18 protein-coding genes and 1 tRNA gene are annotated in these 21,008 nt (G+C 33.2%); 10 read left to right on the top strand and 9 right to left on the bottom strand.

Annotated features, from left to right (window positions below; genetic code table 11):
* The first annotated feature begins 65 nt into the window (after positions 1-65).
* Complete coding sequence (gene uvrA, locus H277_RS0112620) at positions 66-2,870, top strand: excinuclease ABC subunit UvrA (protein WP_019975961.1); 2,805 nt, start codon at positions 66-68, stop codon at positions 2,868-2,870.
* 10 nt (positions 2,871-2,880) lie between these two features.
* On the opposite strand, the gene H277_RS0112615 is transcribed toward uvrA, so the two are convergent.
* The 4 genes from H277_RS0112615 to H277_RS0112600 all read right to left on the bottom strand — a co-directional run bounded on the left by H277_RS0112615 (position 2,881) and on the right by H277_RS0112600 (position 8,421).
* Positions 2,881-3,378, bottom strand: a complete 498-nt coding sequence (locus tag H277_RS0112615) for an OsmC family protein (RefSeq protein ID WP_019975960.1) — start codon at positions 3,376-3,378, stop codon at positions 2,881-2,883.
* A gap of 166 nt (positions 3,379-3,544) precedes the next feature.
* On the bottom strand, positions 3,545-4,609 hold the full coding sequence (locus H277_RS0112610; RefSeq protein ID WP_019975959.1) for a phytase: 1,065 nt from the start codon (positions 4,607-4,609) through the stop codon (positions 3,545-3,547).
* 4 nt (positions 4,610-4,613) lie between these two features.
* Complete coding sequence (locus H277_RS0112605; RefSeq protein ID WP_019975958.1) at positions 4,614-5,606, bottom strand: metallophosphoesterase; 993 nt, start codon at positions 5,604-5,606, stop codon at positions 4,614-4,616.
* Position 5,607: 1 nt separating this feature from the next.
* Entirely contained in the window at positions 5,608-8,421 is a 2,814-nt protein-coding gene (locus H277_RS0112600; protein WP_019975957.1) for a TonB-dependent receptor, read from the bottom strand.
* A gap of 142 nt (positions 8,422-8,563) precedes the next feature.
* On the opposite strand from H277_RS0112600, the gene H277_RS0112595 reads away from it, so the two are divergent.
* Positions 8,564-10,096: a SulP family inorganic anion transporter gene (locus tag H277_RS0112595; protein ID WP_019975956.1), complete on the top strand. Its 1,533-nt coding sequence runs from the start codon at positions 8,564-8,566 to the stop codon at positions 10,094-10,096.
* A gap of 29 nt (positions 10,097-10,125) precedes the next feature.
* On the opposite strand, the gene H277_RS0112590 is transcribed toward H277_RS0112595, so the two are convergent.
* Positions 10,126-10,617: a DinB family protein gene (locus H277_RS0112590; protein WP_019975955.1), complete on the bottom strand. Its 492-nt coding sequence runs from the start codon at positions 10,615-10,617 to the stop codon at positions 10,126-10,128.
* A 212-nt stretch (positions 10,618-10,829) separates the two neighbouring features.
* On the opposite strand from H277_RS0112590, the gene H277_RS0112580 reads away from it, so the two are divergent.
* From H277_RS0112580 to H277_RS0112565, 4 genes are all read left to right on the top strand, one after another.
* Entirely contained in the window at positions 10,830-12,470 is a 1,641-nt protein-coding gene (locus tag H277_RS0112580; protein ID WP_019975953.1) for an AMP-binding protein, read from the top strand.
* Between the two features lie 94 nt (positions 12,471-12,564).
* Positions 12,565-13,734 carry a sigma-54-dependent transcriptional regulator gene (locus H277_RS0112575; RefSeq protein WP_019975952.1) on the top strand — a complete coding sequence of 390 codons (1,170 nt, stop codon included), beginning with the start codon at positions 12,565-12,567 and terminating at the stop codon, positions 13,732-13,734.
* 9 nt (positions 13,735-13,743) lie between these two features.
* A complete protein-coding gene (locus H277_RS0112570; RefSeq protein WP_019975951.1) occupies positions 13,744-14,172 on the top strand; it encodes a hypothetical protein in 429 nt (142 codons plus the stop codon).
* The gene (locus tag H277_RS0112565) at positions 14,169-14,684 is read left to right on the top strand and encodes a hypothetical protein (RefSeq protein WP_019975950.1); all 516 of its coding nucleotides are present in this window, start codon (positions 14,169-14,171) and stop codon (positions 14,682-14,684) included. Before H277_RS0112570 ends, H277_RS0112565 begins: the two co-directional genes overlap by 4 nt.
* 49 nt (positions 14,685-14,733) lie before the next feature.
* On the opposite strand, the gene H277_RS0112560 is transcribed toward H277_RS0112565, so the two are convergent.
* Positions 14,734-15,783 (bottom strand): nucleoid-associated protein, encoded by a 1,050-nt coding sequence (locus H277_RS0112560; protein ID WP_019975949.1) that lies wholly within the window; start codon positions 15,781-15,783, stop codon positions 14,734-14,736.
* Between the two features lie 231 nt (positions 15,784-16,014).
* On the opposite strand from H277_RS0112560, the gene H277_RS19780 reads away from it, so the two are divergent.
* Positions 16,015-16,866 carry a DUF6515 family protein gene (locus H277_RS19780; protein ID WP_019975948.1) on the top strand — a complete coding sequence of 284 codons (852 nt, stop codon included), beginning with the start codon at positions 16,015-16,017 and terminating at the stop codon, positions 16,864-16,866.
* Between the two features lie 59 nt (positions 16,867-16,925).
* Here H277_RS19780 and H277_RS0112550 read toward each other — a convergent pair.
* Positions 16,926-16,999, bottom strand: a tRNA-Met gene (locus tag H277_RS0112550).
* A 116-nt stretch (positions 17,000-17,115) separates the two neighbouring features.
* Here H277_RS0112550 and H277_RS0112545 point away from each other — a divergent pair.
* Complete coding sequence (locus H277_RS0112545) at positions 17,116-17,499, top strand: START-like domain-containing protein (protein ID WP_019975947.1); 384 nt, start codon at positions 17,116-17,118, stop codon at positions 17,497-17,499.
* 11 nt (positions 17,500-17,510) lie between these two features.
* Positions 17,511-18,320, top strand: a complete 810-nt coding sequence (locus H277_RS0112540; RefSeq protein ID WP_019975946.1) for an aminotransferase class IV — start codon at positions 17,511-17,513, stop codon at positions 18,318-18,320.
* Positions 18,321-18,324: 4 nt separating this feature from the next.
* On the opposite strand, the gene H277_RS0112535 is transcribed toward H277_RS0112540, so the two are convergent.
* Positions 18,325-18,876 (bottom strand): YqgE/AlgH family protein, encoded by a 552-nt coding sequence (locus H277_RS0112535; RefSeq protein ID WP_019975945.1) that lies wholly within the window; start codon positions 18,874-18,876, stop codon positions 18,325-18,327.
* 75 nt (positions 18,877-18,951) lie between these two features.
* Between H277_RS0112535 and pdxH the strand changes: the two genes are divergently transcribed.
* Complete coding sequence (pdxH, locus tag H277_RS0112530) at positions 18,952-19,599, top strand: pyridoxamine 5'-phosphate oxidase (RefSeq protein WP_019975944.1); 648 nt, start codon at positions 18,952-18,954, stop codon at positions 19,597-19,599.
* A gap of 56 nt (positions 19,600-19,655) precedes the next feature.
* On the opposite strand, the gene H277_RS19045 is transcribed toward pdxH, so the two are convergent.
* A complete protein-coding gene (locus tag H277_RS19045; protein ID WP_019975943.1) occupies positions 19,656-20,990 on the bottom strand; it encodes an NAD(P)/FAD-dependent oxidoreductase in 1,335 nt (444 codons plus the stop codon).
* Positions 20,991-21,008 lie beyond the last annotated feature (18 nt).

The following is a 21,008-nucleotide window of genomic DNA, read 5'->3' as shown; positions in this document are numbered from 1 at the left end:
TTTTATCTAGCTTTTTTCGTTCTAACTAAGATTAACTTTCTAAAATAACTTAACTTTGCGCCACGATGAAAAAAGATATCAATCAACTCGATCCAAAGGAATTTATCCTGATAAAGGGAGCAAAATTGCATAACCTTAAGAATATTGATTTAGCGATACCGAAAAACAAATTGGTGGTCATTACGGGAATGTCAGGTTCCGGGAAGTCTACTTTAGCATTTGATACGTTGTATGCAGAAGGTCAGCGACGTTATGTTGAAAGTTTATCGTCGTATGCGCGTCAGTTTTTAGGAAAATTAGATAAACCTCAGGTTGATTATATCAAAGGAATAGCACCTGCAATTGCAATTCAGCAAAAAGTAAATTCAACGAATCCTCGTTCTACAGTAGGTACAACGACAGAAATTTATGATTATTTAAAGTTGTTGTATGCACGGATCGGAAAAACATATTCACCCATTACAGGTGAATTGGTTCAAAAAGATTCGGTAACAGATGCGATTGATTATTTAAAGACATTTCCTTCGGATACTAAATTTATTCTTCAGATTAAGTTGGTTGTTCCGGAAGAACGCTCATTTTCAGAACATTTGAATATTCTTCAACAACAAGGGTTTACTCGTTTAAGTGTGGACGGAAATCAAGTGAAAATAGAAGATTTAATTTCATTTAATTTTGAGCCTCAACCTGAAAACGATGTTCACTTAGTGATTGATCGTATTGCATTGCCTGCACAAGAAGAGGAAGAAGCATTTTATCATCGTTTAGCCGATTCTATTGAGACAGCCTTTTTTGAAGGAAAAGGTGAAATTGCCGTTGTAAATGTTGAAAATAATGCCGTAAAATATTTTTCAAATAAATTCGAAGCAGATGGACTTATTTTCAATGAACCGAATATTCATTTCTTTAGTTTTAATAATCCTTATGGAGCATGTCCTGTATGCGAAGGTTATGGAAAAGTAATTGGTGTTGAAGAGAATCTTGTCATTCCGAATAAATCGTTATCGATTTATGAAGATGCTGTTGTTGCATGGAAAGGGGAGAAGATGAGTGAATGGAAAGAGCATTTTATCAAACTTTCTCAAAAAGTAAATTTCCCTATTCATAAACCTTATTTTGAATTATCAGAAGAACAAAAAGAGTATCTATGGCATGGCGATTCTGATTGGGAAGGTTTGGATGGTTTCTTTAAAATGGTGGAGGAGAATACATATAAAATCCAATACCGCGTTATGTTATCTCGTTACAGAGGAAAAACAACTTGTCCTTCTTGCAAAGGGAAGCGTTTGCGTAAAGAAACTAATTTTGTGAAAATTTCAGAAAAATCAATCAACGATTTGGTCGATTTACCTTTGAATGAATTGAATGCTTTCTTTACAAGTATTACGTTCAATGAATATGATGAACAAATTGCCGGACGAATTATTTATGAAATAAAATCACGTTTAACTTTTTTGTTGGATGTCGGATTAGAATATTTAACGCTGAATCGCGCTTCTAATACGCTGTCTGGTGGAGAATCGCAACGGATTAATTTAGCCACTTCGTTGGGAAGTAGTTTGGTTGGTTCGATGTATGTGTTAGATGAGCCATCGATTGGTTTACATTCACGTGATACAGCAAAATTTATTACAATTTTACATCGTTTGCGTGATTTAGGAAATACAGTAATTGTGGTTGAACATGACGAAGACATCATGAAAGCTGCTGATTACATCATTGATATTGGTCCGGAAGCAGGAACGAATGGAGGAGAAGTGGTGTTTGAAGGAACGTACACCGAATTATTGAAAGCAGATACATTAACTTCAAAATATTTGAACGGAAAATTAGAAATTGAAGTTCCTGGTAAAAGGCTAAAGTCTCCTAATTATTTGAAAGTAATAGGAGCAAGAGAAAATAATCTGAAAAACATTGATGTCAAATTTCCGTTGAATGAGCTCACTGTGATTACAGGAGTTTCGGGCTCGGGGAAATCTACTTTGATGAAAGATATTTTAGCACCCGCTGTTCAGCGTCATTTTGAAATTTTTGGAAATAAAATTGGCGATTTTGATGAACTTATAGGAGATTTAAAGCAATTGGAAGGAATCGAATTAATTGATCAAAATCCAATTGGTAAATCGTCTCGTTCTAATCCTGTAACCTATGTCAAAGCCTACGATGATATTCGAAATTTATTTGCTTCGCAAAAAGCAAGTAAGGTAATGGGATTTCAGCCAAAACATTTTTCATTTAATGTGGATGGGGGACGCTGTGATTCATGCAAAGGAGAAGGAACGATTACAATCGAAATGCAATTTATGGCGGATGTCGAACTGGTTTGTGAAGATTGTCATGGAGAACGTTTTAAGAAAGAAATCTTAGAAGTGAAATTCGAAGGAAAATCGATTTCAGATGTTTTAAATCTAACCATTGATGAAGCAATTACTTTTTTTGCTGAACATCAGCAAAATAAAATTGTCGAAAAACTAAAACCGTTGCAAGATGTAGGATTAGGTTATGTGAAATTAGGACAATCGTCGAATACACTTTCCGGTGGAGAGGCACAGCGCGTTAAATTGGCTTTTTTCTTAACCAAAGGAGAAACGACAAACAAAACCTTGTTTATTTTTGATGAACCTTCTACCGGTTTACATTTTCACGATATTCAGAAGTTAATCAAAGCGCTTCGTGCTTTGATTGATTTGGGACATTCAGTTTTTGTGATCGAGCACAATATGGATATTATCAAAGTAGCCGATTGGGTAATCGATTTAGGTCCGGAAGGAGGTAAAAAGGGTGGTTATTTAGTTGCAGAAGGTACGCCGGAAGATATTTTGAAAGTAAAAGAATCCTACACAGCACAATTTTTGAAAGAGAAGTTATAATTTAAACACACTAATAGAACCGGGTTTTTGAATTCGGTTTTATTGTTTTTATTACACATTTTGCGTGATGATAAACAGGAAAATTACACGAATTGGCAATAAAGCATAATTCGTTTGCTTTTCTATGAAGTGAAAGTGCCAACTCAATTTGTGTTGAATCGGAAATGACCACTTCAGGAGATAAATTTACTTTTGTAATTTTCCCACTTCCATCAGGATTGACTACTAGCGTCGCCTCTGCATGATCTGTGTAAGAAAGAACTTCGATCTGATTTTGAGCACAGCAATATAAATAGGACATCATATGACAAGAAGTCAAACTACTCAACAATAAATCTTCCGGATTATATAAATTCGGATCTCCTTTAAATACTTTCGCTGCTGAAACATCCAAATTAGGTTTTCCTTCAATTGAAATATGATGACTTCTATGATAAGATTTGATTGATCGATCAGCCCCGGTTTCCTTTTTAATCCAGCTTAATGCAACTTTGAATAAATGTTTCAAATTCTAATTTTTCTCAAAAATAAGCTATATTTATGTTGATGAGATATGGTTTATTATTTTTTATTGTAGTGTTGATTTTTTAACTCAGATTTTATAAAGAATAGAAAAATCAATCATGATAATGTGATTGGTTTTTCTATTCTTGCAAGTTTATATTTACTGCCGATTAATTTAGAGGCGATGACTTCTTGTATTGTTTATCAATTTCAGTTTGGATAATTTGCCAATCATAAAGTTGAAAAACTTTACCATTACTCATTGCCACAAAAAAACCTTTTGGGAATGTTGGACCAAAATTAAAATTAACAGCATCAGCTCCGTCACATTCTATTGTAGAAACAGGAATCTTCGCAATTAATTGATGCTCATTAGGATTCGATATACTTCCTTCTCTCTTATAAACATTGAAAAAATTAGCTTGCTGATCTGACACTAAAATATAACCATTTTTTTCTGAGGTTTTATAAATGGCGATTCCTTCATGATCTCTTTTAAAATCATTTTGACCAAAAAAAGCTAATTCATCATTTCCTTTTGCGGGATCTGCATAATATTTTCTAATTCCCGCAGTTTCATCGCTATAATAAACAAAACCCGATTCTTGATCAACGGCAATGGCTTCGATTTCTTTTTTACCGGAATATTTTCCAAATTTCCGAATCAATTTAGCTTCAATTTTTCCATTATTATTTTCTAATAAATATTGATGCAAATATCCTTCTGAAGGCCCGTCTTTCCTCCCTACAATGACATAAATTTTATGGTCTTTTTTATAAGTAGCAACTCCCATCGGATCACGTATTTCTTCGTTTTCAAAAACATCAATTCCTCCATTGTCAATCAATTTGAAATCAGGTAAAGAAACAATCCGTATTTTTTGATTTGCTCGCTCTGTTGTAATGGCAAGATCTATTTTTTGTCCGTTAAACTCAAATCCATAAGCAACATCAACATTATTAGGACGATTTAATGGAACAATTTTATTGATAATTTCACCTTTCAGATTATAGGCATACAAACCGCCGGTTTCTTCTTGCTTGTCTGTTCCGATTAGAAGAGATTCTGCGGGATTTTGATAATTAATCCAAATTGCCGGATCATCTGTGTCATTAGGAGTCGCTTGTGTAACAACCGTAGGTTTTAATGCATTTTCTGGTAGAGCTGCTAATTTAGAGTGAGAACATGAGGTGAAAATAAGTGCTGTTGTTGCTGTAATTAATATTTTTTTCATTTTTTCATTTTTTCATTGTCGTTTGATAAATAATTTTGTAACCGTTAGATTCCGCTTGAATAACATAAGTATTTAGCGAATTTCTATTTAAAGAGAATGCCATAAAACCAGGTACAGAAGCAGCAAACATTGTTCCTCTTGTTTCTCCTGTAGGTCTTAATTCACTTCCGGCTCCGGATAAAAATTGTGTAAAAGAATGGCCTGGAGTTTTAATAATTTGCAAATCGTGTTCGTGCCCGGTGAAGTAAGCATCTACGTTATATTTCTTGAAAATAGGTTCAAAAATGGTTTTAATTTCTAAGGTTTCTTTTTCATGAATACGTTTTCCTCCGGAATATAAAGGATGGTGTCCAACGACTAAACGCCACTTAATTTTTGGGTTTTTATCACTCAATTTGTCTTCTAACCATTTGATTTGATCTTGCGTGTTTAGAGTATTAATACCCAAATATTTTTCTGGATTAGCTTTATATTTTGAAACAAATGGATTGGTATCTATCACCAATAATTGAACATAATTTTCGGAATCAATTTTTATTAATTTTTCGAAATACCTTGCTGGCATTTCCCAACGTCTGGAAATTGTTGAATAATCGATTTGAGCTTGGGAATTTCCTTCATAATCATGGTTTCCTAAGGCAACATACCAAGGTTCGTGTAAAGAATGATGAGTGTAAATAGTTTCGTAAGAAGAAACCCATTGATAATCTTGTGTGCTTTGTACACCGCTTGGGTAGAAATTATCTCCAACAGATACAGTGAAGTTAGCAGCTAATTTCTCCGCTACATTTCCCATTGCTTGAGCAACCTCTTTTTGTGTGTATGCACCATGTCGACCAAAATCTCCAATAACCAAAAAAGAAATTCCGTTGTCTAAAGGTTTCAAATCAGTTTTTAAGGATTCGGTTTTGTCCGGTGAACGATCCGTTTTTTGTTGACCGAACACCGAAATTGAAACCGTTAAGCTAAATATGATAATCGTTAAAAAATTTTTCATCTTAAAAATCAAATTTTAATCCCATTGTAAATCTTGGTTGATAAAATTCTAATTGTTTCATACGGCTGGAAATACCTTGATAGTAACGCAATGGTTGGTTCGTTAAATTATTAGCTTCAGCAAAAAGTCTAAGATTCTTTGTAAATTTATAAGAAGCATTTGCATCTAAGAATAGCTGTTGATCGTAATAAGTGTCTTCCTCTGCACTACCTCCAATTTCATCAAGATAGGCTGCTGTATAATTCATAGAAACACGAACTGAGAACTTTTTATTCTCCCAAGCCAAAGAAGCATTAAACATATGAGGTGCTGTTTTTGGTAAATCTAAATCATTGCGAACGTCACCATCTTCATTTGTAATTCCTTTTGCCTTAGAATCGGTGTATGTATAATTAAGATAAATGCCTAAATTTTTGAAAAACTGACCAGGAATGAAATCTAATTGACGCTGGATGGCAACCTCAAATCCCCAAACATTTACATGATCTCCATTTCTTGCTTGCGTTAATTGCCAGGTTTCGCTGGTTGGAATTGGATTTGCTACATTTGGAAATAAAGCATCAAAATCGGAAGAAGAAAATCGTGTATTGCGATAAGTGTAAATAAAATCGTTTAATTTTTTATAGAAGAATCCTCCGGAAATTATTCCGATGTTATCGAAATAATTTTCAGCCATTACATCAAAATTTAGTGCATAGGTAGATTTTAAATCAGGATTACCGGCAAAAATCTCAGAATCTTCTCTGATTGCGTTAACAAAAGGAGCCAACGAATAATAATTTGGACGGGCTAAACTTGTTGTAAAAGCAGTTCTTAGAATAAAATCATCTGTAAATTTATGTTTCAATGTAACACTAGGCAAAACATTTAGGTAATTATTTTTATGTGAAATTTCTCCTACCAAGTCTTCTTCGTTTTCTATATAATTTCCAGTGTACTCTATATTCGTGTTTTCAAAACGAATTCCGGCAATTAAGGAAGTTTGATTTGATAAATCTTGGTCCCAACGAATATATCCTGCGGAAATTCTTTCTTTTGCTTTATAATTTAAAGATAGATATTCTGAAGGTTCTAATGTGGCTTCGAATAAATTAGGATTATTCAAATCTAATCCTCCTAAGAATCCATTTGAAGGAAAATAACCCGGAACATATTTAATACCTGGATTGTATCCGTCTCCATTGAAAAAAATATTTGGTATTTGTCCTAAATTTCCAATTCCATTAATCGCTTTATAAGAATAAAAAATATTGTTACGTTCTTTGTCTTTTATTCTCAAACGCCCTCCGAATCTCAAACGCCCTTTTTGATTGGCAATGACAGAAAAAGGAACTCTGAAATTCAATTTTGCACCAAATTCCGTCTCTTCTGTATAATTGAAATTTTGAGAAATTTGTCTGACTGAATAATTGTTTGGATAATCAGGTTCAACGGTTGATACGAAGGGATAATTGCCATCTGATAAATCTTCGTTTAATTGGACATTTTTTTGACGAAAATCGATATAACGTTCATTTGGTCGATCTTCACTCGCTTTCGAATAAGAAACACCCCAATCCATATCCAATTTAGGAGACAATAAATGTTCTCCGCGCAATGAAATATTATAGACGCGTTGATCTTCTAAACGTCTATTTTTATTTCGACTATTGTCAATTCCACCTTTGGTTTCACGACGAATTTCTCCTGTATACACATAGTTTCCGTTCGCATCAAGTTCTTGTTTTATGTCACGGTATCTTGTACGGAATCTATTTTCACGATCGTCTCGCCAATTGTAAATAGCCGTTAAATCGATGCGATGATTCTCATTAAATTTAAAATCAGAAGAGAGGGAGAGACTTCGTCTAACACGTTGAACATCATATTTTCGAATGTCCATTTCAGAAACATAGAATTCATCATTCACTCCTTTTTCCCAAACAGCTTCTATGTTATCAGAACCAAAATTTTGAACTTGGTAACTCCCAGAAGCTACGATTCCTAATTTATGATCAAAAAAGCGATTACCATAAATAAATGCGGTATTGTATAACCCTTTTTCACGAATTGGAGCATAACCACCGGATGCTGTAAAAGAAATACGTTCTTTATTAGGAACAGCTCGTGTAATAAGATTTACAGCTCCACCAATTGCATCAGCATCCATATCAGGAGTTAAAGTTTTATTAACTTCTATTGTCGAAATCATATCAGATGGAATTAAATCCATTTGTACATTGCGGTTGTCACCTTCTGCAGATGGAATACGATCTCCATTTAACATAACTGAATTGAGTTCCGGTGATAAACCGCGAATGATAATATTACGGGCTTCTCCCTGATCATTTTGCATTGTAATACCGGGAACACGCTTCAGAGCATCACCAACATTCGCATCAGGAAAACGACCAACTTGATCAGAAGAAATGATGTTGGTGATATTTCCACTATTTTTTTGCTGATTAAGCGCTTTTGCCTGTCCTTTCAGATAATCACCAATAATGACAACCTCACTCAATTCATTAAGACCGGAACTCAGAGAAAAATCAATTACTGCCGTTTGATTGTCTTTCACTTCTATCTCTTGCGTAGATGTCTCATAACCTAAATAATCAATGGAAACGCTGTAAATACCTGTCGGAAGATTTAGAAATTGGTAATTACCATTTTGATCTGATACAGTATATTTATTTGTATTTTCTATTCGAAGTGTTGCTCCAGGCAAAGAAAACTGATCATTTTGATCAACTACTTTTCCCGAAATAACACCGCTTTGGGCAAAGGTAATTGGACCTAAAAGAAATAAAGATAATTTGAGTAGATTTTTTATCATAAAAAGAATTTCGCTAAAATTAATCTTTTACTATAGCCTTACTGTTAAGAGGGGATTATGAAATCTTTAACAAATTATAAATGTTTGATATAAGATTGTTCAATCTATTTTTTACTTTTGCAGAACTAGTTCGTATATAGAAATGCAGGTTTCAACATTCTTAAAATTCAATCAAAAAATAAACATCAAAAATGAAATTTTAGCCGGATTAACCGTTGCAATGACCATGATTCCGGAGTCGCTTTCATTTGCTATTTTAGCCGGATTTTCACCTTTAATTGGGTTATATGGTGCCTTTATGATGGGAATTGTAACAGCCGTTTTTGGAGGTCGACCAGGAATGGTTTCAGGAGGAGCCGGAGCAACCGTAATTACTCTTATTGCGTTAAATGTGATGTATGGAACACAGTATATTTTTGCAGCAGTAGCTTTAGCAGGAATTTTCCAGATTGTGGTAGGAGTTTTTAAATTAGGGAGATTCGTTCGTTTAATTCCTCAACCTGTGATGTATGGTTTTTTAAATGGATTAGCTGTTGTGATTTTCATGTCGCAATTGGAACAATTTAAAACAACTACTGATGGGATTTCTCATTGGTTAACAGGTACATCAATGCTTACGATGTGTAGTTTAACACTTTTAACGATTTTAGTCGTTTATTTCTTTCCAAAACTAACAAAATTGGTTCCAGCTTCTTTAGTTGCTATTCTCGTAACATTCTTATTGGTTTTAGGATTTCATATTGAGACAAAAACAGTGGGAGACATTGCTAGTATAAAAGGTGAATTACCGAGTTTCCATATTCCTAATGTTCCATTAAATTTGGATACATTGAAAATTATTTTACCTTATTCAATTATCATGGGTTCGGTTGGCTTAATTGAGACGTTATTGACGCTGACTTTGGTGGATGAAGTGACCGAAACAAAAGGCTCTTCGAATAAAGAGTGTATAGCGCAAGGAGCAGCCAATATAACGAACGGATTTTTCGGAGGAATGGGAGGTTGTGCGATGATAGCGCAAACTTTTGTGAATCTGGATGCTGGTTCTCGTTCTCGAATAGGCCCGGCAATAGGTGCCATAACAATTTTAATCATCATTTTAATTGGAGCACCGGTAATCGAGAAGATTCCAATGGCAGCTTTGGTTGGAGTAATGATGATGGTAGCTATTTCTACATTTAAATGGGGATTTTTCAAGTTGATTACAAAAATGCCTAAGTCAGATATTTTGGTCAGTGTCTTGGTTGCAATAATTACAATCGTTTTACATAACCTGGCTTTAGCAGTTTTTGTAGGTGTTATTATTTCTGCATTGGTTTTTGCCTGGGATAATGCAAAACGAATCAGAGCAAGAAAATCCATTGATGAGAAAGGAAGAAAAGTATACGAAATCTATGGACCGCTTTTCTTTGGATCAACCACTACATTTTTAGAGAAATTTGATGTAAATAATGATTCAGATGAAATTGTTATAGATTTAAAGGAGAGTAGGGTGATGGATATGAGCGCGATAGAAGCTTTGGATGGGATTACATTAAAATATACACAACAAAATAAAAAAGTAATTTTACGACATCTTAGTAAAGATTCTATTCGATTATTAAATCAGGCTAAGGGTGTAATTGAGGTGAACATAGAAGAGGATCCGACATATAACGTCATGCCAAAAGAATAAAAAAAAACAGCTTTTTAAAAGCTGTTTTTTTATAAATATCTTTCATTAATTACATTCATATGATGGATGGAATGTCCTGCTATAACATAACCGATTTTTTCTACAGAAAATTCACGATCTCCAACTTTTCCGATTTTATGTAATATTTCATTGTTGAAAGACTCGAACTGAAAATAAGTAGCTTTCATTAAATTTGTCCATTCTTTTATCAACTCTTCCGGTTTACGATCTTTTGCATTTGAAGTAACTACATAGGCATTTTCATCAAAGAAATTCAGTATTTGTTGATCTTCTCTTGCGATGTGTTGTGCACGGTAAGAAAAAATACGTTCACAATCAATACAATGTTGTATCATTTCTTTTATTGTCCATTTTTCCTCTGCATAGGCATAATCCCATTTCTCTAATTCTGTTACAATTATCAATGTTTTTTTGATATCAGCAATTCGTGTTTGTAAGGCATCTACGACTTCAATTCCGTCATAAATAGAAATATAGTTGTCATGGTTTATAATATTCATTTTTTTGTAATTTTTTACAATTTAAGAATAATTCAAACGACTTATTTTAAGTATTTGTTAAAATTGATGGAACTTTTTTTCGGAATTAATGCTAAGATGAATAAAAAAATAGGATTCTTTTATAATCTTAAAATCTTACTTTTGATAAATTCATTTTCCAGAAAATCGTTGTTAAGTTTGAATAAGAAAGAAACTAAAAAAGAAACAGGCAAATGATTTCAAACTTATCATATTCTAGCGGAGCATCACAATACCCACTTTTGGGAGAAACAATTGGTGAAAATTTACGAAATACAGTAGCAAAATATCCACAACAAGAAGCATTGGTTTGTGTCGATCAAAATTATCGTGCAACTTATACCGAATTTTATTCTCAAACGGAGCAAATTGCGAAATCATTGATTGCAATAGGTTTGCAAAAAGGTGATCGTGTTGGAATATGGGCACCTAATCGTGCTGAATGGACACTGTTGCAATATGCCACTGCCCGTGTCGGAATGATTTTAGTAAATTTGAACCCTGCATATAGAGAAAATGAACTTGAGTTTGTTTTGAATCAAGCTGAAATTTCGGCTGTTTTTGCTTCGCTAAAATTTAAGACAAGTGATTATAAAACGATGTTGACGAATGTGAAGCATAACACACCAATGTTAGAACATATTGTGATTTTTGAAGATGATTGGGATACTTTTTTGACACAAGGAGAAGAGACTTCAACGTCAGAAATTCACCAAATTGAACAGTCTGTTCAATTTGATGACGCAGTAAATATTCAATATACTTCAGGAACAACAGGTTTTCCTAAAGGAGTCACCTTAACGCACCATAATTTACTGAACAATGGTTTTTTTATTGGTGTTCGTTTAAATTATACCCATCGTGATCGTGTATGTATACCTGTTCCTTTTTATCATTGTTTTGGAATGGTAATAGGAAATATGGCTTGTACTTCCCATGGAGCTTGTATGGTTATCCCATCTGATAGTTTTGATCCTGAAAAAGCTTTAAATGCAGTTGAACTAGAGAAATGTACTTCACTTTACGGTGTTCCAACTATGTTTATTGCGGAATTAGAACTGCCTAATTTTGATCGTTTCGATTTATCCTCATTACGAACTGGTGTCATGGCAGGATCACCATGCCCAATTGAAATAATGAAAAAAGTTCAATCCAAAATGAATATGAAAGAAATTTCTATTTGTTACGGAATGACAGAAACTTCTCCCGTATCCACACAAACAATTATCGGAACTCCTTTAGAAAAACAGGTGTCTACAGTAGGAACCGTTCAGGATCATTTAGAAATTAAAATTATAGATCCACAGACGGGTGAAATTTTACCACGTGGAATTGCCGGAGAATTTTGTACAAGAGGTTATTCCGTTATGCAGAAATATTGGAATAATCCAGAAGCAACAGCACAGGTAATTGATGAAAATAACTGGTTGCACACGGGTGATTTAGCGACAATGGATGTGGAGGGTTACATTAATATTACAGGACGTATTAAGGACATTATCATTCGTGGAGGTGAAAATATTTCTCCGAAAGAAATAGAAGACTTTTTATATGAGCATGAAGCAATTTCTGATGTTCAAATCATTGGCGTTCCAAGTATAAAATATGGAGAAGAAGTAATGGCTTGGGTAAAAGTGAAAGATGGTGTAACCCTAACTGAGGATGAGTTGAAAGAGTATTGTTTTTCTATTGCTCATTTTAAACGACCTAAATATTGGAAATTTGTCACAGCGTTTCCGATGACAATTTCGGGTAAAATCAGAAAAATTGAAATGCGAGAGATCTCGATTAAAGAATTAGGGTTAGAAAATGCCAAAAAAGTCAAAACCTCTTAAAAAACATTAAAATCATATAAAAATAGACTCAAGAAACAATAAATTCATTTATCTTTGAGTCTATTTTAATTTTAAAAAGTAAACGATCTTAACGATGTCAAATATCTTATTAATCGAAGATGAACAGGCAATCCGCAACGTTTTGAAAAGCATTTTAATGGATGAAAATCCAAAGTGGAATGTGGACGAAGCAGAAAATGGTGCGGTAGGACTTGAAAAAATAAAAGAAAAAGAGTACGACTTAATTATAAGCGATATAAAAATGCCATTGAAAGATGGTATGGAAGTCTTGTCGGAAGCAATGGAATATAATCCGGATTTGACAATGGTGATGATTACTGGTCATGGAGATGTAGACTTGGCCGTTGATGCTATAAAAAAAGGAGCTTATGATTTTATATCAAAGCCACCGGATTTAAATAAACTGTTAACTACTGTTCGTAATGCGTTAGATCGTAAATCGTTGCTTTCTTCGAATAAAGAGTTGAAGAAAGAAAACAGAGCTTTAAAGAAAAAAGTTGCAAAAAAATATGAAATGGTTGGTGATGCACCGGCAATTGCTGAAGTGAAACAGATCATTGATAAAGTAGCAGCTACAGATGCCCGTGTACTTATTCTTGGACCAAATGGGACAGGGAAAGAATTGGTTGCGCACCACTTACATGAAAAAAGTGATCGTAACGTAAAACCTTTGGTTGAGGTAAACTGTGCAGCTATTCCGGCAGAATTGATTGAAAGTGAGTTGTTTGGTCACGTTAAAGGTTCTTTTACAGGAGCTGTTAAAGATAAACAAGGTAAGTTTGAATTAGCGAATGACGGGACAATTTTCTTAGATGAAATAGGAGATATGAGCCTTTCTGCTCAAGCAAAAGTTTTACGTGCTTTACAAGAAGGAAAAGTCTCACCTGTTGGATCTGAAAAAGAGATCAATGTTAATGTAAGAGTTATTGCAGCAACAAACAAAGATTTACGTAAAGAGATTGAAGAAGGTCGTTTTCGTGAAGATTTGTACCATCGTTTAGCGGTTATTATCATTAATGTTCCGGCTCTTAATGATCGCAAAGATGATATTCCTGCTTTGGTGGAACATTTTGTAACGGATACATCTAGTCAAAAATCATTTGATCAATCAGCTTATGATGCATTGAAAGAATTAGATTGGACAGGGAATATCCGCGAATTGAGAAATGTTGTTGAACGCTTATTGATTTTGGGAGATAATCCTGTTTCAAGAAAAGATGTTGAGCAATTTGTAAAAAAATAATCGATTCTCATGAAAAGGATTGGCTTTTTGCTATTGATGTGTCATCTTCTGATATTTTCTTGTAACAAAGATAAAGTAGAAAGAGACAAAAGCTCTGATGGTTTGTCACATGAAGATGTGTTATCGTTAGAAAAAAATTCTGTTTTTACGAATGAAACACTTATTTACAAAGGCATTTTTGAAGGAGATTTTTATGGTGAAAAAGTGATACTGAAATTAGATGAAGACAAATTTTCGGTAGAATATAAAGGTCAATCATATAATGGTGATTTATACAAAAAAGATGATGGGTCTTTAATGGAAGTTGTTTCAAAAAAGAAAAAATTACCTTTTCAGTTTTTACGATGGTCGGATAATTCTGAGATTATGATTTTGAACGAAGATGGAATGGCTGATGATAAAGGTGAAAATTATTTAACAAGAATTTCAGACAAATGAGAATAAAATTTACTTGGATTTTAAGTATTTTATCAATTTCTTTTTTAGGAAGTTGTCACCCAAATTCAACAAGAGAAGACGAAGAATTGGGAAAACGTTTTTTTGAGAATTATTCATCTAGGGCTGATTACAAAAAAATGTTATCTTTTTATAACGATAGTTTAGTTTACGAAAATGTTGCACAATATTCGGGGCCTTCAACTGTTGATCCTCGTTATTTGCTCAACGATATTATACGTTGGAATGATCAAAGCATGCAATATGAAAACAATAAATTGTTACAGGTAAAAGAACTATTTACGAATGACTCCATGATTGTTGCAAACGGAGAATTTTCGCCTTATACCTACAATGGAGTAAAATTTCCTGCAATGAAATTTACAACTTATTTGTACTTGGATAAAAATTCGAAAATCAAAAAACAAGTTGATTGGTTCAATTATCCTATAGAAGATATAATAGAGTTGTATCAATTGCAGCAGAACCAACAAAAAATAAGGTTAGATAAATAACCATAATTGAATTTAAAATAAATAAAGCTCCTGAATGGGAGCTTTTATTTTATTGTTCAGAATTAAAATAAACTTTGTAATAATACATTTTCTTTTCTTCATCAAAGCCTCGCTCCAAGTATTCTTCGGCAGCATCAGGATTTGTTAAATCCAATTTAATGTTTATTTTAGTATCCAGTTTAATTTCACTTTTAATTTTTTTACTCTCTTTCATTAAGGTAGGGACAGAAACCTCAAAAGATTCTACAAATTCAACCCGATTATTTTCACTATAATCTTTTTTATACTCTTTGAATTCATCAATAATTTCGAAAGGTTTCAAAACCTGATCTTCAAAAATTTCATTTGTAACGAATTCGTTCGAATTTAGAACATTAATCGAATTGGAAATGAATTCAGCCTGTTGTTTTTTATCTGTTTTATCCAGTAAAAAGTCATTCGAAAAATCTGTAATCAATTCCATATATTTTTTCGTATGGTAATTGTTATCTTTGATTAAATCAATTTCTAAGAAATTCTTTTTCCAATATTCAGACTCAACATTTTTATCATCAATGGAATACACACGGAAACCTTCGTCACGATGAGTATCCAGAATAAGACACGCTTTATCAATTCCTTCTAATTTGTATCCTTTCCAGATGTTGTAATCCAATCCTTTGGATTCATCAAATCGCAAGAATTTCTTTTTATTTTCTAATTTATAAATACCAATTCCGCGGCAAGGAATTCCATCAAACATCATATTTTCGAAAAGAGCAATAAAGACTTCGCCACTTTTTATTTGAGGATGTAAGGATTTCTCATACAAATGACTTAATACTTCTTGCGAAAAATCTATAAAATCTGTCTCTTCATCAAACATTTGTTTGCATTGGTTATACAAGACATTAAATTCTAGCTTCTCCGTATAATGTGTAAATCGATTAATCTCAAGTGTTTTTTTGAAAGGACTAAGTAGAAAAGGAACCAATTGTTCTTCTTTACTTTCATCATATTCTAGTGTTTTTTCGGCAAAAATATTTGCTTCTTCGCGAACTTTATGTCCTACTTTCTGTAAACTAATAAAGGCGATGTAAGCATTTTTAACGTCAATCATTATTTTAATTTCTTAAAAACAAAAGTAATGATTTCAAAAATCAATACAAACCATGCATGAAATAAATAATTAACAAATATGTTAAACTAAATTGTTGATTTAGTTGTTTGAATATTAAACTGTTATAAAATATTTTGATTATTGTAACAGTTTTGATGAAGTAAATTGATCATTATGGCATGGAAATAGTAATAAGAGAAATGTCTTAGTTTATTTTTAAAATGTTAGATGATGAAAAAAATTAGATTTACACTTTTGGGAGTAGCTTTTGCAGCGATGTTAGCTGTTGGTGTTAACGCCCAAGACAGAGGCCAAAGAGGAGAGAGAGCTTCACGTGAAGCAAGAAGTCAAGGAAATGGACGCTCTGAGATGACTAGAAACGAAAATAGAACTAGTCGTATTGAAGGCAATAGAACAGAAAGAATAGATCGTGGAAATAATAAAAATGATTCGTGGAAAAATTCTAACAGTAGAACAGAACGTGGAACAAGTACACGAGTTAACAGAGAGAATACTGCGGTTGTAGGAAGTCGTCCAAGTTCTAATAACAATTGGAAAAACGAGAATAGAGGAAGAGATAACAGAGGAAATAGCAACAGCAATAGATCTGAGAGTTTAAAAAATAGAGATTTTCATAACAATCCGGTTCGCATAAGTTCTAGTTCATATAGAGGAAATCGTCCAGTTTCGAATGTTAATGTAAGAAGTTATCATAAGTATACTTACAACAATTATAACTTCTATGGCAACAATGGTATTTATTATCGTCCTTATAATAATGGCTATGTAAGGTATATGCCATATGTAGGATTTAGAATTAATGTATTGCCAATAGGTTATCTTACAATTAATATTGGTAACCGTAATCCATATTACTTTTATGAAGGGATTTATTACAGACCAAATAGAAGTTATTATGAAGTTGTTCAAGCTCCGATAGGTGCTATTGTATATGCCTTACCGGCCGGTTACGAAAGAGTAGATTATGGAGGAGAATATTTGTATGAATTCGGAGGTGTTTTGTATCAAAAAATTTATGACAGAGGAACAAGAGCTTATCAGGTAGTAGGTTATTTAGATTAGTATAGTTTTTATTAATAGTGGATAAAAAGCCCAAAAGGATTTCCTTTTGGGCTTTTTTGTAGCGAAGAGCAGAATCGAACTGCCGACCTCAGGGTTATGAATCCTGCGCTCTAACCATCTGAGCTACCTCGCCTAATTTTTTAATTTTTGCAAAGGTAATTTTTTTTAAATTTTATAACAAAACTTATTTTGATTTTCTTTGGTAGATACAATTCATTTTATATCTTGCGACTTCAATTAAATAGAATTATGCCAAAAAAGAAATATCAAGTAGAATTTTCAATAAAGTCTTCACCATCTTTGTTATATAACTATATATCAAATCCTTCTGGTTTGTCAGAATGGTTTGCAGATAACGTAAATTCTCGTGGAGAAAAATATACTTTTATTTGGGATGGACACGAAGAATCAGCATTTTTGATGAAATCGAAACAAGATAGTTATGTACGTTTTCAATGGGAATATGATGAAGACACAAAATATTTCTTCGAATTAACAATCGTAGAAGATGATTTGACAAATGATGTCTCATTGGTAATTACAGATTTTGCTGATGAAGACGAGGTGGAAGAATCAAAACAATTGTGGGAAAGTCAAATTGAAGATCTTAAAAAAATATTAGGATCTGTTTAAAATCTATTATTTTGAAAATTAACTTAGGTGGCGTTATTGTCGATCAAGCAAATGCAGAAATTGGAATTCAGAATAGAGCTTTTCGAAATGGTGACGCTGTAAAAGAAATTTTACGATTTGTAAAGGGTGAAATTATCGACTGGGAAGATCATTATTTTAATTTAATGGCTTCGATGCGTATCTATCGCATGAATATTCCCTTAGATTTTACACCGGAATTTTTTCAAGAACAAATCAATTTATTAGCTGAAGCAAATCAAACGAAATCAGGAAAAGTAGAATTTTTTGTTTTTAGAAATGCGGAAGAAGATTACCTTAAAGCATCCATCAATTATATCATTTCGATAGAAAACAGTGAACAAGACTGGGAATTTTTACAACGAGAGAATGAAATTGATGTGTACAAAGATTATGTTGTTAATACAGCATTTTATTCGCTTGTCAATACGTATCGTCCGGAAGAAAATATTGCGGAAATTTATCGTTTAGAAAATGACTATGCGGACATTATTTTGTTGAATGCCAACAAAAAAATGGCACGTTCTTTACGTGGAAATATTTTCGTTATAAATGAAGAAACGATTCGTACACCTAAAAAAGAAGAAGGGGTGATAACAAGTGTTTTGAGAAATAATTTTATTTCGAAAATTAATCAATCGGAAAAATTTAAAGTAGAGGAGACCGAAATATTTCCTTTCGAAATTCAAAAAGCAGAAGAAGTTTTTGTATTGATAGACGGAATTGGAATTTTACCAATTACTAAAAATCGCAAAAAAGAATATACTTCAGATAAAACAAAATCGATATTTAACTATTTATAATCGATTAATTCATAGAAGGATCAGCCGGGGTGTTTAACCAAATTAGGTTTTCACCTCCAAGCTGTTTCATCAGTTTCTTCCATAAATCAGCGTCCCAACGCTCAAAAATATCAAAATCTAAATTAGTTACAGCCCAAGAGTTATCACTTAATTCATTTTTAATTTGTTTTGGGGCCCAGCCGCAATATCCAATAAAAAATTTGATTTCATTTTCTTTTATCAAATTCTGGTTGATAGCCTCTCGTACATCTTCATAAACACCGGACCAATATAGATCTTCTGATATTTTTTCACTATTTCTGATTAAGTCAGGACGTTTGTGGAGATAATAAATATTTTCTTTGTCTACAGGACCACCTTCAAAAACAAGAGTACCGGATTCTATTTCAGAAACAAAAATACTAATTGGGATGTGTGAAGAGCGGTTAAGAATAAAACCAATACTTCCAGATTCCAAGTGTTCAGTTATCAAAATAACACTTCGTTGAAAAATATCGTTACTTAATGTAGGTTTGGCAACTAGAATAGCACCTTTTTTTATATTTTTGATAGACATTTCTGTTTTGGTTTTCTCGTGTGAAATCTTAACGAAATATAAGATTATCCGTTTAAAAATAAAAAATATTCATTAATGAAACAAGATTTAAGTTATAAAAGAAAAGTTTATGAAAAACAGTCCATGAATTTTGATTCGTTAAGAGAAAATCCTATCGAACAATTTCGTGATTGGTTTTTACAAGCAGAGAATTCTGATGGTGTAGATGAAGCAAATGCCATGTCTGTAGCCACTATTGGAGAAGACGGTTTTCCTAGAACGCGTGTTGTTTTATTGAAAAAATACACAGAAGAAGGTTTTATTTTTTATACGAATTATAACAGCCAAAAGGGAAAAGCTTTGCTAGAGAATCCAAAAGTTTGTTTGTCATTTTTTTGGCCTTTTTTAGAACGTCAAATTATTATAAAAGGTGTAGCAGAGAAAACATCTGCCAATAATTCGGATGGTTATTTTGAAACACGACCTCGAAGTAGTCAATTGGGGGCTTGGATTTCAGCTCAAAGTTCGGTGATTGATGAACACCAGGATTTAGCAGCGGAAGAGTTGGTGTTTGAAAAAAAATACGAAGGTAAAGAAATTCCTCGACCAGATCATTGGGGAGGATTTTTGGTACGTCCAACAGAAATTGAATTTTGGCAGGGACGTCCAAGCCGTTTACATGACAGATTCCGATATGTTTTACAAGAGGATTTCGATTGGAAAAAAGAACGATTAGCTCCTTAAAAGATAAATAAAAAAGCCACTTTTTAAGTGGCTTATATTTTAAATTAAAGAATTTCTTATGCTTCTACTTCTTTATCACGATTTTTTGGAAAACGTCTATATCCTTTTAAATTAAAACGAAAGTCCTTTTTAGTGGGACGAACGATAATACGCAATGATGAATCGTTGGTAAAATAGTTCTGTGCCCAATTAAAGAAAATAGCCAGTTTGTTACGAACAGTCAAAATAAGCATCAAATGCAAAAGCATCCAAATGAACCATGCCATTCGTCCGGAAAATGAAAATTTAGGCAAATCGACTACAGCTTTATGTTTTCCTATGGTTGCCATAGATCCTGGATCATCGTATTCGAACAATGTTAATTTATCTTCCGAAGTACCTTCTCCGATTTTGGCAAAATTTTTTGCCAAAAGAACAGCTTGATCACCGGCAACTCTTGCCAATTGAGGATGTCCATGCGGATATTTTGGTGTTTCCATTGAAGCAATATCCCCAATTGCATAAATATTCTCGGTATCGATAATTTTACTTGTACGGTCGACCTTAAAACGATTTCCTCGCTGCAATTCCTCCTGTGGTACAGCTCCTTCCGGGATATTTCCGGTAACACCGGCAGACCAGATTAAATTTCGTGTTTTGATTGTACGTCCATCAGCCAATGAAATTGTTTTTCCATCGTAATCAGTCACTCGTCCTTCTGTCCAAACATGTACGCCCATATTTGTCAAATACTCGTACGATTTTTTATGGGCTAAATCAGACATTGGTCCCAATAAATTTGGGCCACCTTCAATTAGATAAATGTTTAATTTTGAAAAATCCAAATCAGGATAATCTTTAGGTAGAACGTGTCTTTTCATATGTGCAATAGCACCTGAAAGTTCAACTCCTGTTGGTCCTCCACCAACAACAACAATGTTTAGGATTTCTTCCAATTCTTCTTCAGATTCTGCTGAATAGGCACTTTCAAAATTGGTCAATAATCTGTTCTTAAGCGTTAAAGCTTCGTTTGTAGATTTCATCGGGAACGATAATTCCTCAATTTGTTTGTTACCGAAGAAATTTGTGGTACATCCCATGGCAACAACCAAATAATCATAAGAAAAATCACCGATAGTGGTTTCAACAATATTCTCATTCTTTTTAATTGCCGTTACTTCAGCTAATCGTACGCTTATATTTTTACTGTTTTGAAAAACTTTACGTATGGGGAATGAAATATCACTTGCATTAATCCCAGCTGTAGCAACCTGGTAAAAAAGAGGTTGAAATTGATGATAGTTATAGCGGTCAATAAGTGTAACAGAAAAGTGTGGGTTATTATTTAATTTACGGGCTAATTTAAGTCCGGCAAATCCAGCACCTAAAATGACAATCTTTTTCTTTTCCAAAATTCACTTTTTTGTAAA

This window comes from Empedobacter brevis NBRC 14943 = ATCC 43319 (genome assembly GCF_000382425.1).
GTDB classification, from domain to species: Bacteria; Bacteroidota; Bacteroidia; order Flavobacteriales; family Weeksellaceae; genus Empedobacter; species Empedobacter brevis.
This window is presented reverse-complemented; position numbering and strand designations above follow the sequence as displayed.

Coding starts and splice junctions, on each gene's coding strand:
- uvrA (WP_019975961.1), top strand. CDS start 66: ATGAAAAAAGATATCAATCAACTCGATCCAAAGGAATTTATCCTGATA.
- H277_RS0112610 (WP_019975959.1), bottom strand. CDS start 4,609: ATGAAAAAAATATTAATTACAGCAACAACAGCACTTATTTTCACCTCA.
- H277_RS0112605 (WP_019975958.1), bottom strand. CDS start 5,606: ATGAAAAATTTTTTAACGATTATCATATTTAGCTTAACGGTTTCAATT.
- H277_RS0112600 (WP_019975957.1), bottom strand. CDS start 8,421: ATGATAAAAAATCTACTCAAATTATCTTTATTTCTTTTAGGTCCAATT.
- H277_RS0112595 (WP_019975956.1), top strand. CDS start 8,564: ATGCAGGTTTCAACATTCTTAAAATTCAATCAAAAAATAAACATCAAA.
- H277_RS0112590 (WP_019975955.1), bottom strand. CDS start 10,617: ATGAATATTATAAACCATGACAACTATATTTCTATTTATGACGGAATT.
- H277_RS0112580 (WP_019975953.1), top strand. CDS start 10,830: ATGATTTCAAACTTATCATATTCTAGCGGAGCATCACAATACCCACTT.
- H277_RS0112575 (WP_019975952.1), top strand. CDS start 12,565: ATGTCAAATATCTTATTAATCGAAGATGAACAGGCAATCCGCAACGTT.
- H277_RS0112570 (WP_019975951.1), top strand. CDS start 13,744: ATGAAAAGGATTGGCTTTTTGCTATTGATGTGTCATCTTCTGATATTT.
- H277_RS0112565 (WP_019975950.1), top strand. CDS start 14,169: ATGAGAATAAAATTTACTTGGATTTTAAGTATTTTATCAATTTCTTTT.
- H277_RS0112560 (WP_019975949.1), bottom strand. CDS start 15,783: ATGATTGACGTTAAAAATGCTTACATCGCCTTTATTAGTTTACAGAAA.
- H277_RS19780 (WP_019975948.1), top strand. CDS start 16,015: ATGAAAAAAATTAGATTTACACTTTTGGGAGTAGCTTTTGCAGCGATG.
- H277_RS0112545 (WP_019975947.1), top strand. CDS start 17,116: ATGCCAAAAAAGAAATATCAAGTAGAATTTTCAATAAAGTCTTCACCA.
- H277_RS0112535 (WP_019975945.1), bottom strand. CDS start 18,876: ATGTCTATCAAAAATATAAAAAAAGGTGCTATTCTAGTTGCCAAACCT.
- pdxH (WP_019975944.1), top strand. CDS start 18,952: ATGAAACAAGATTTAAGTTATAAAAGAAAAGTTTATGAAAAACAGTCC.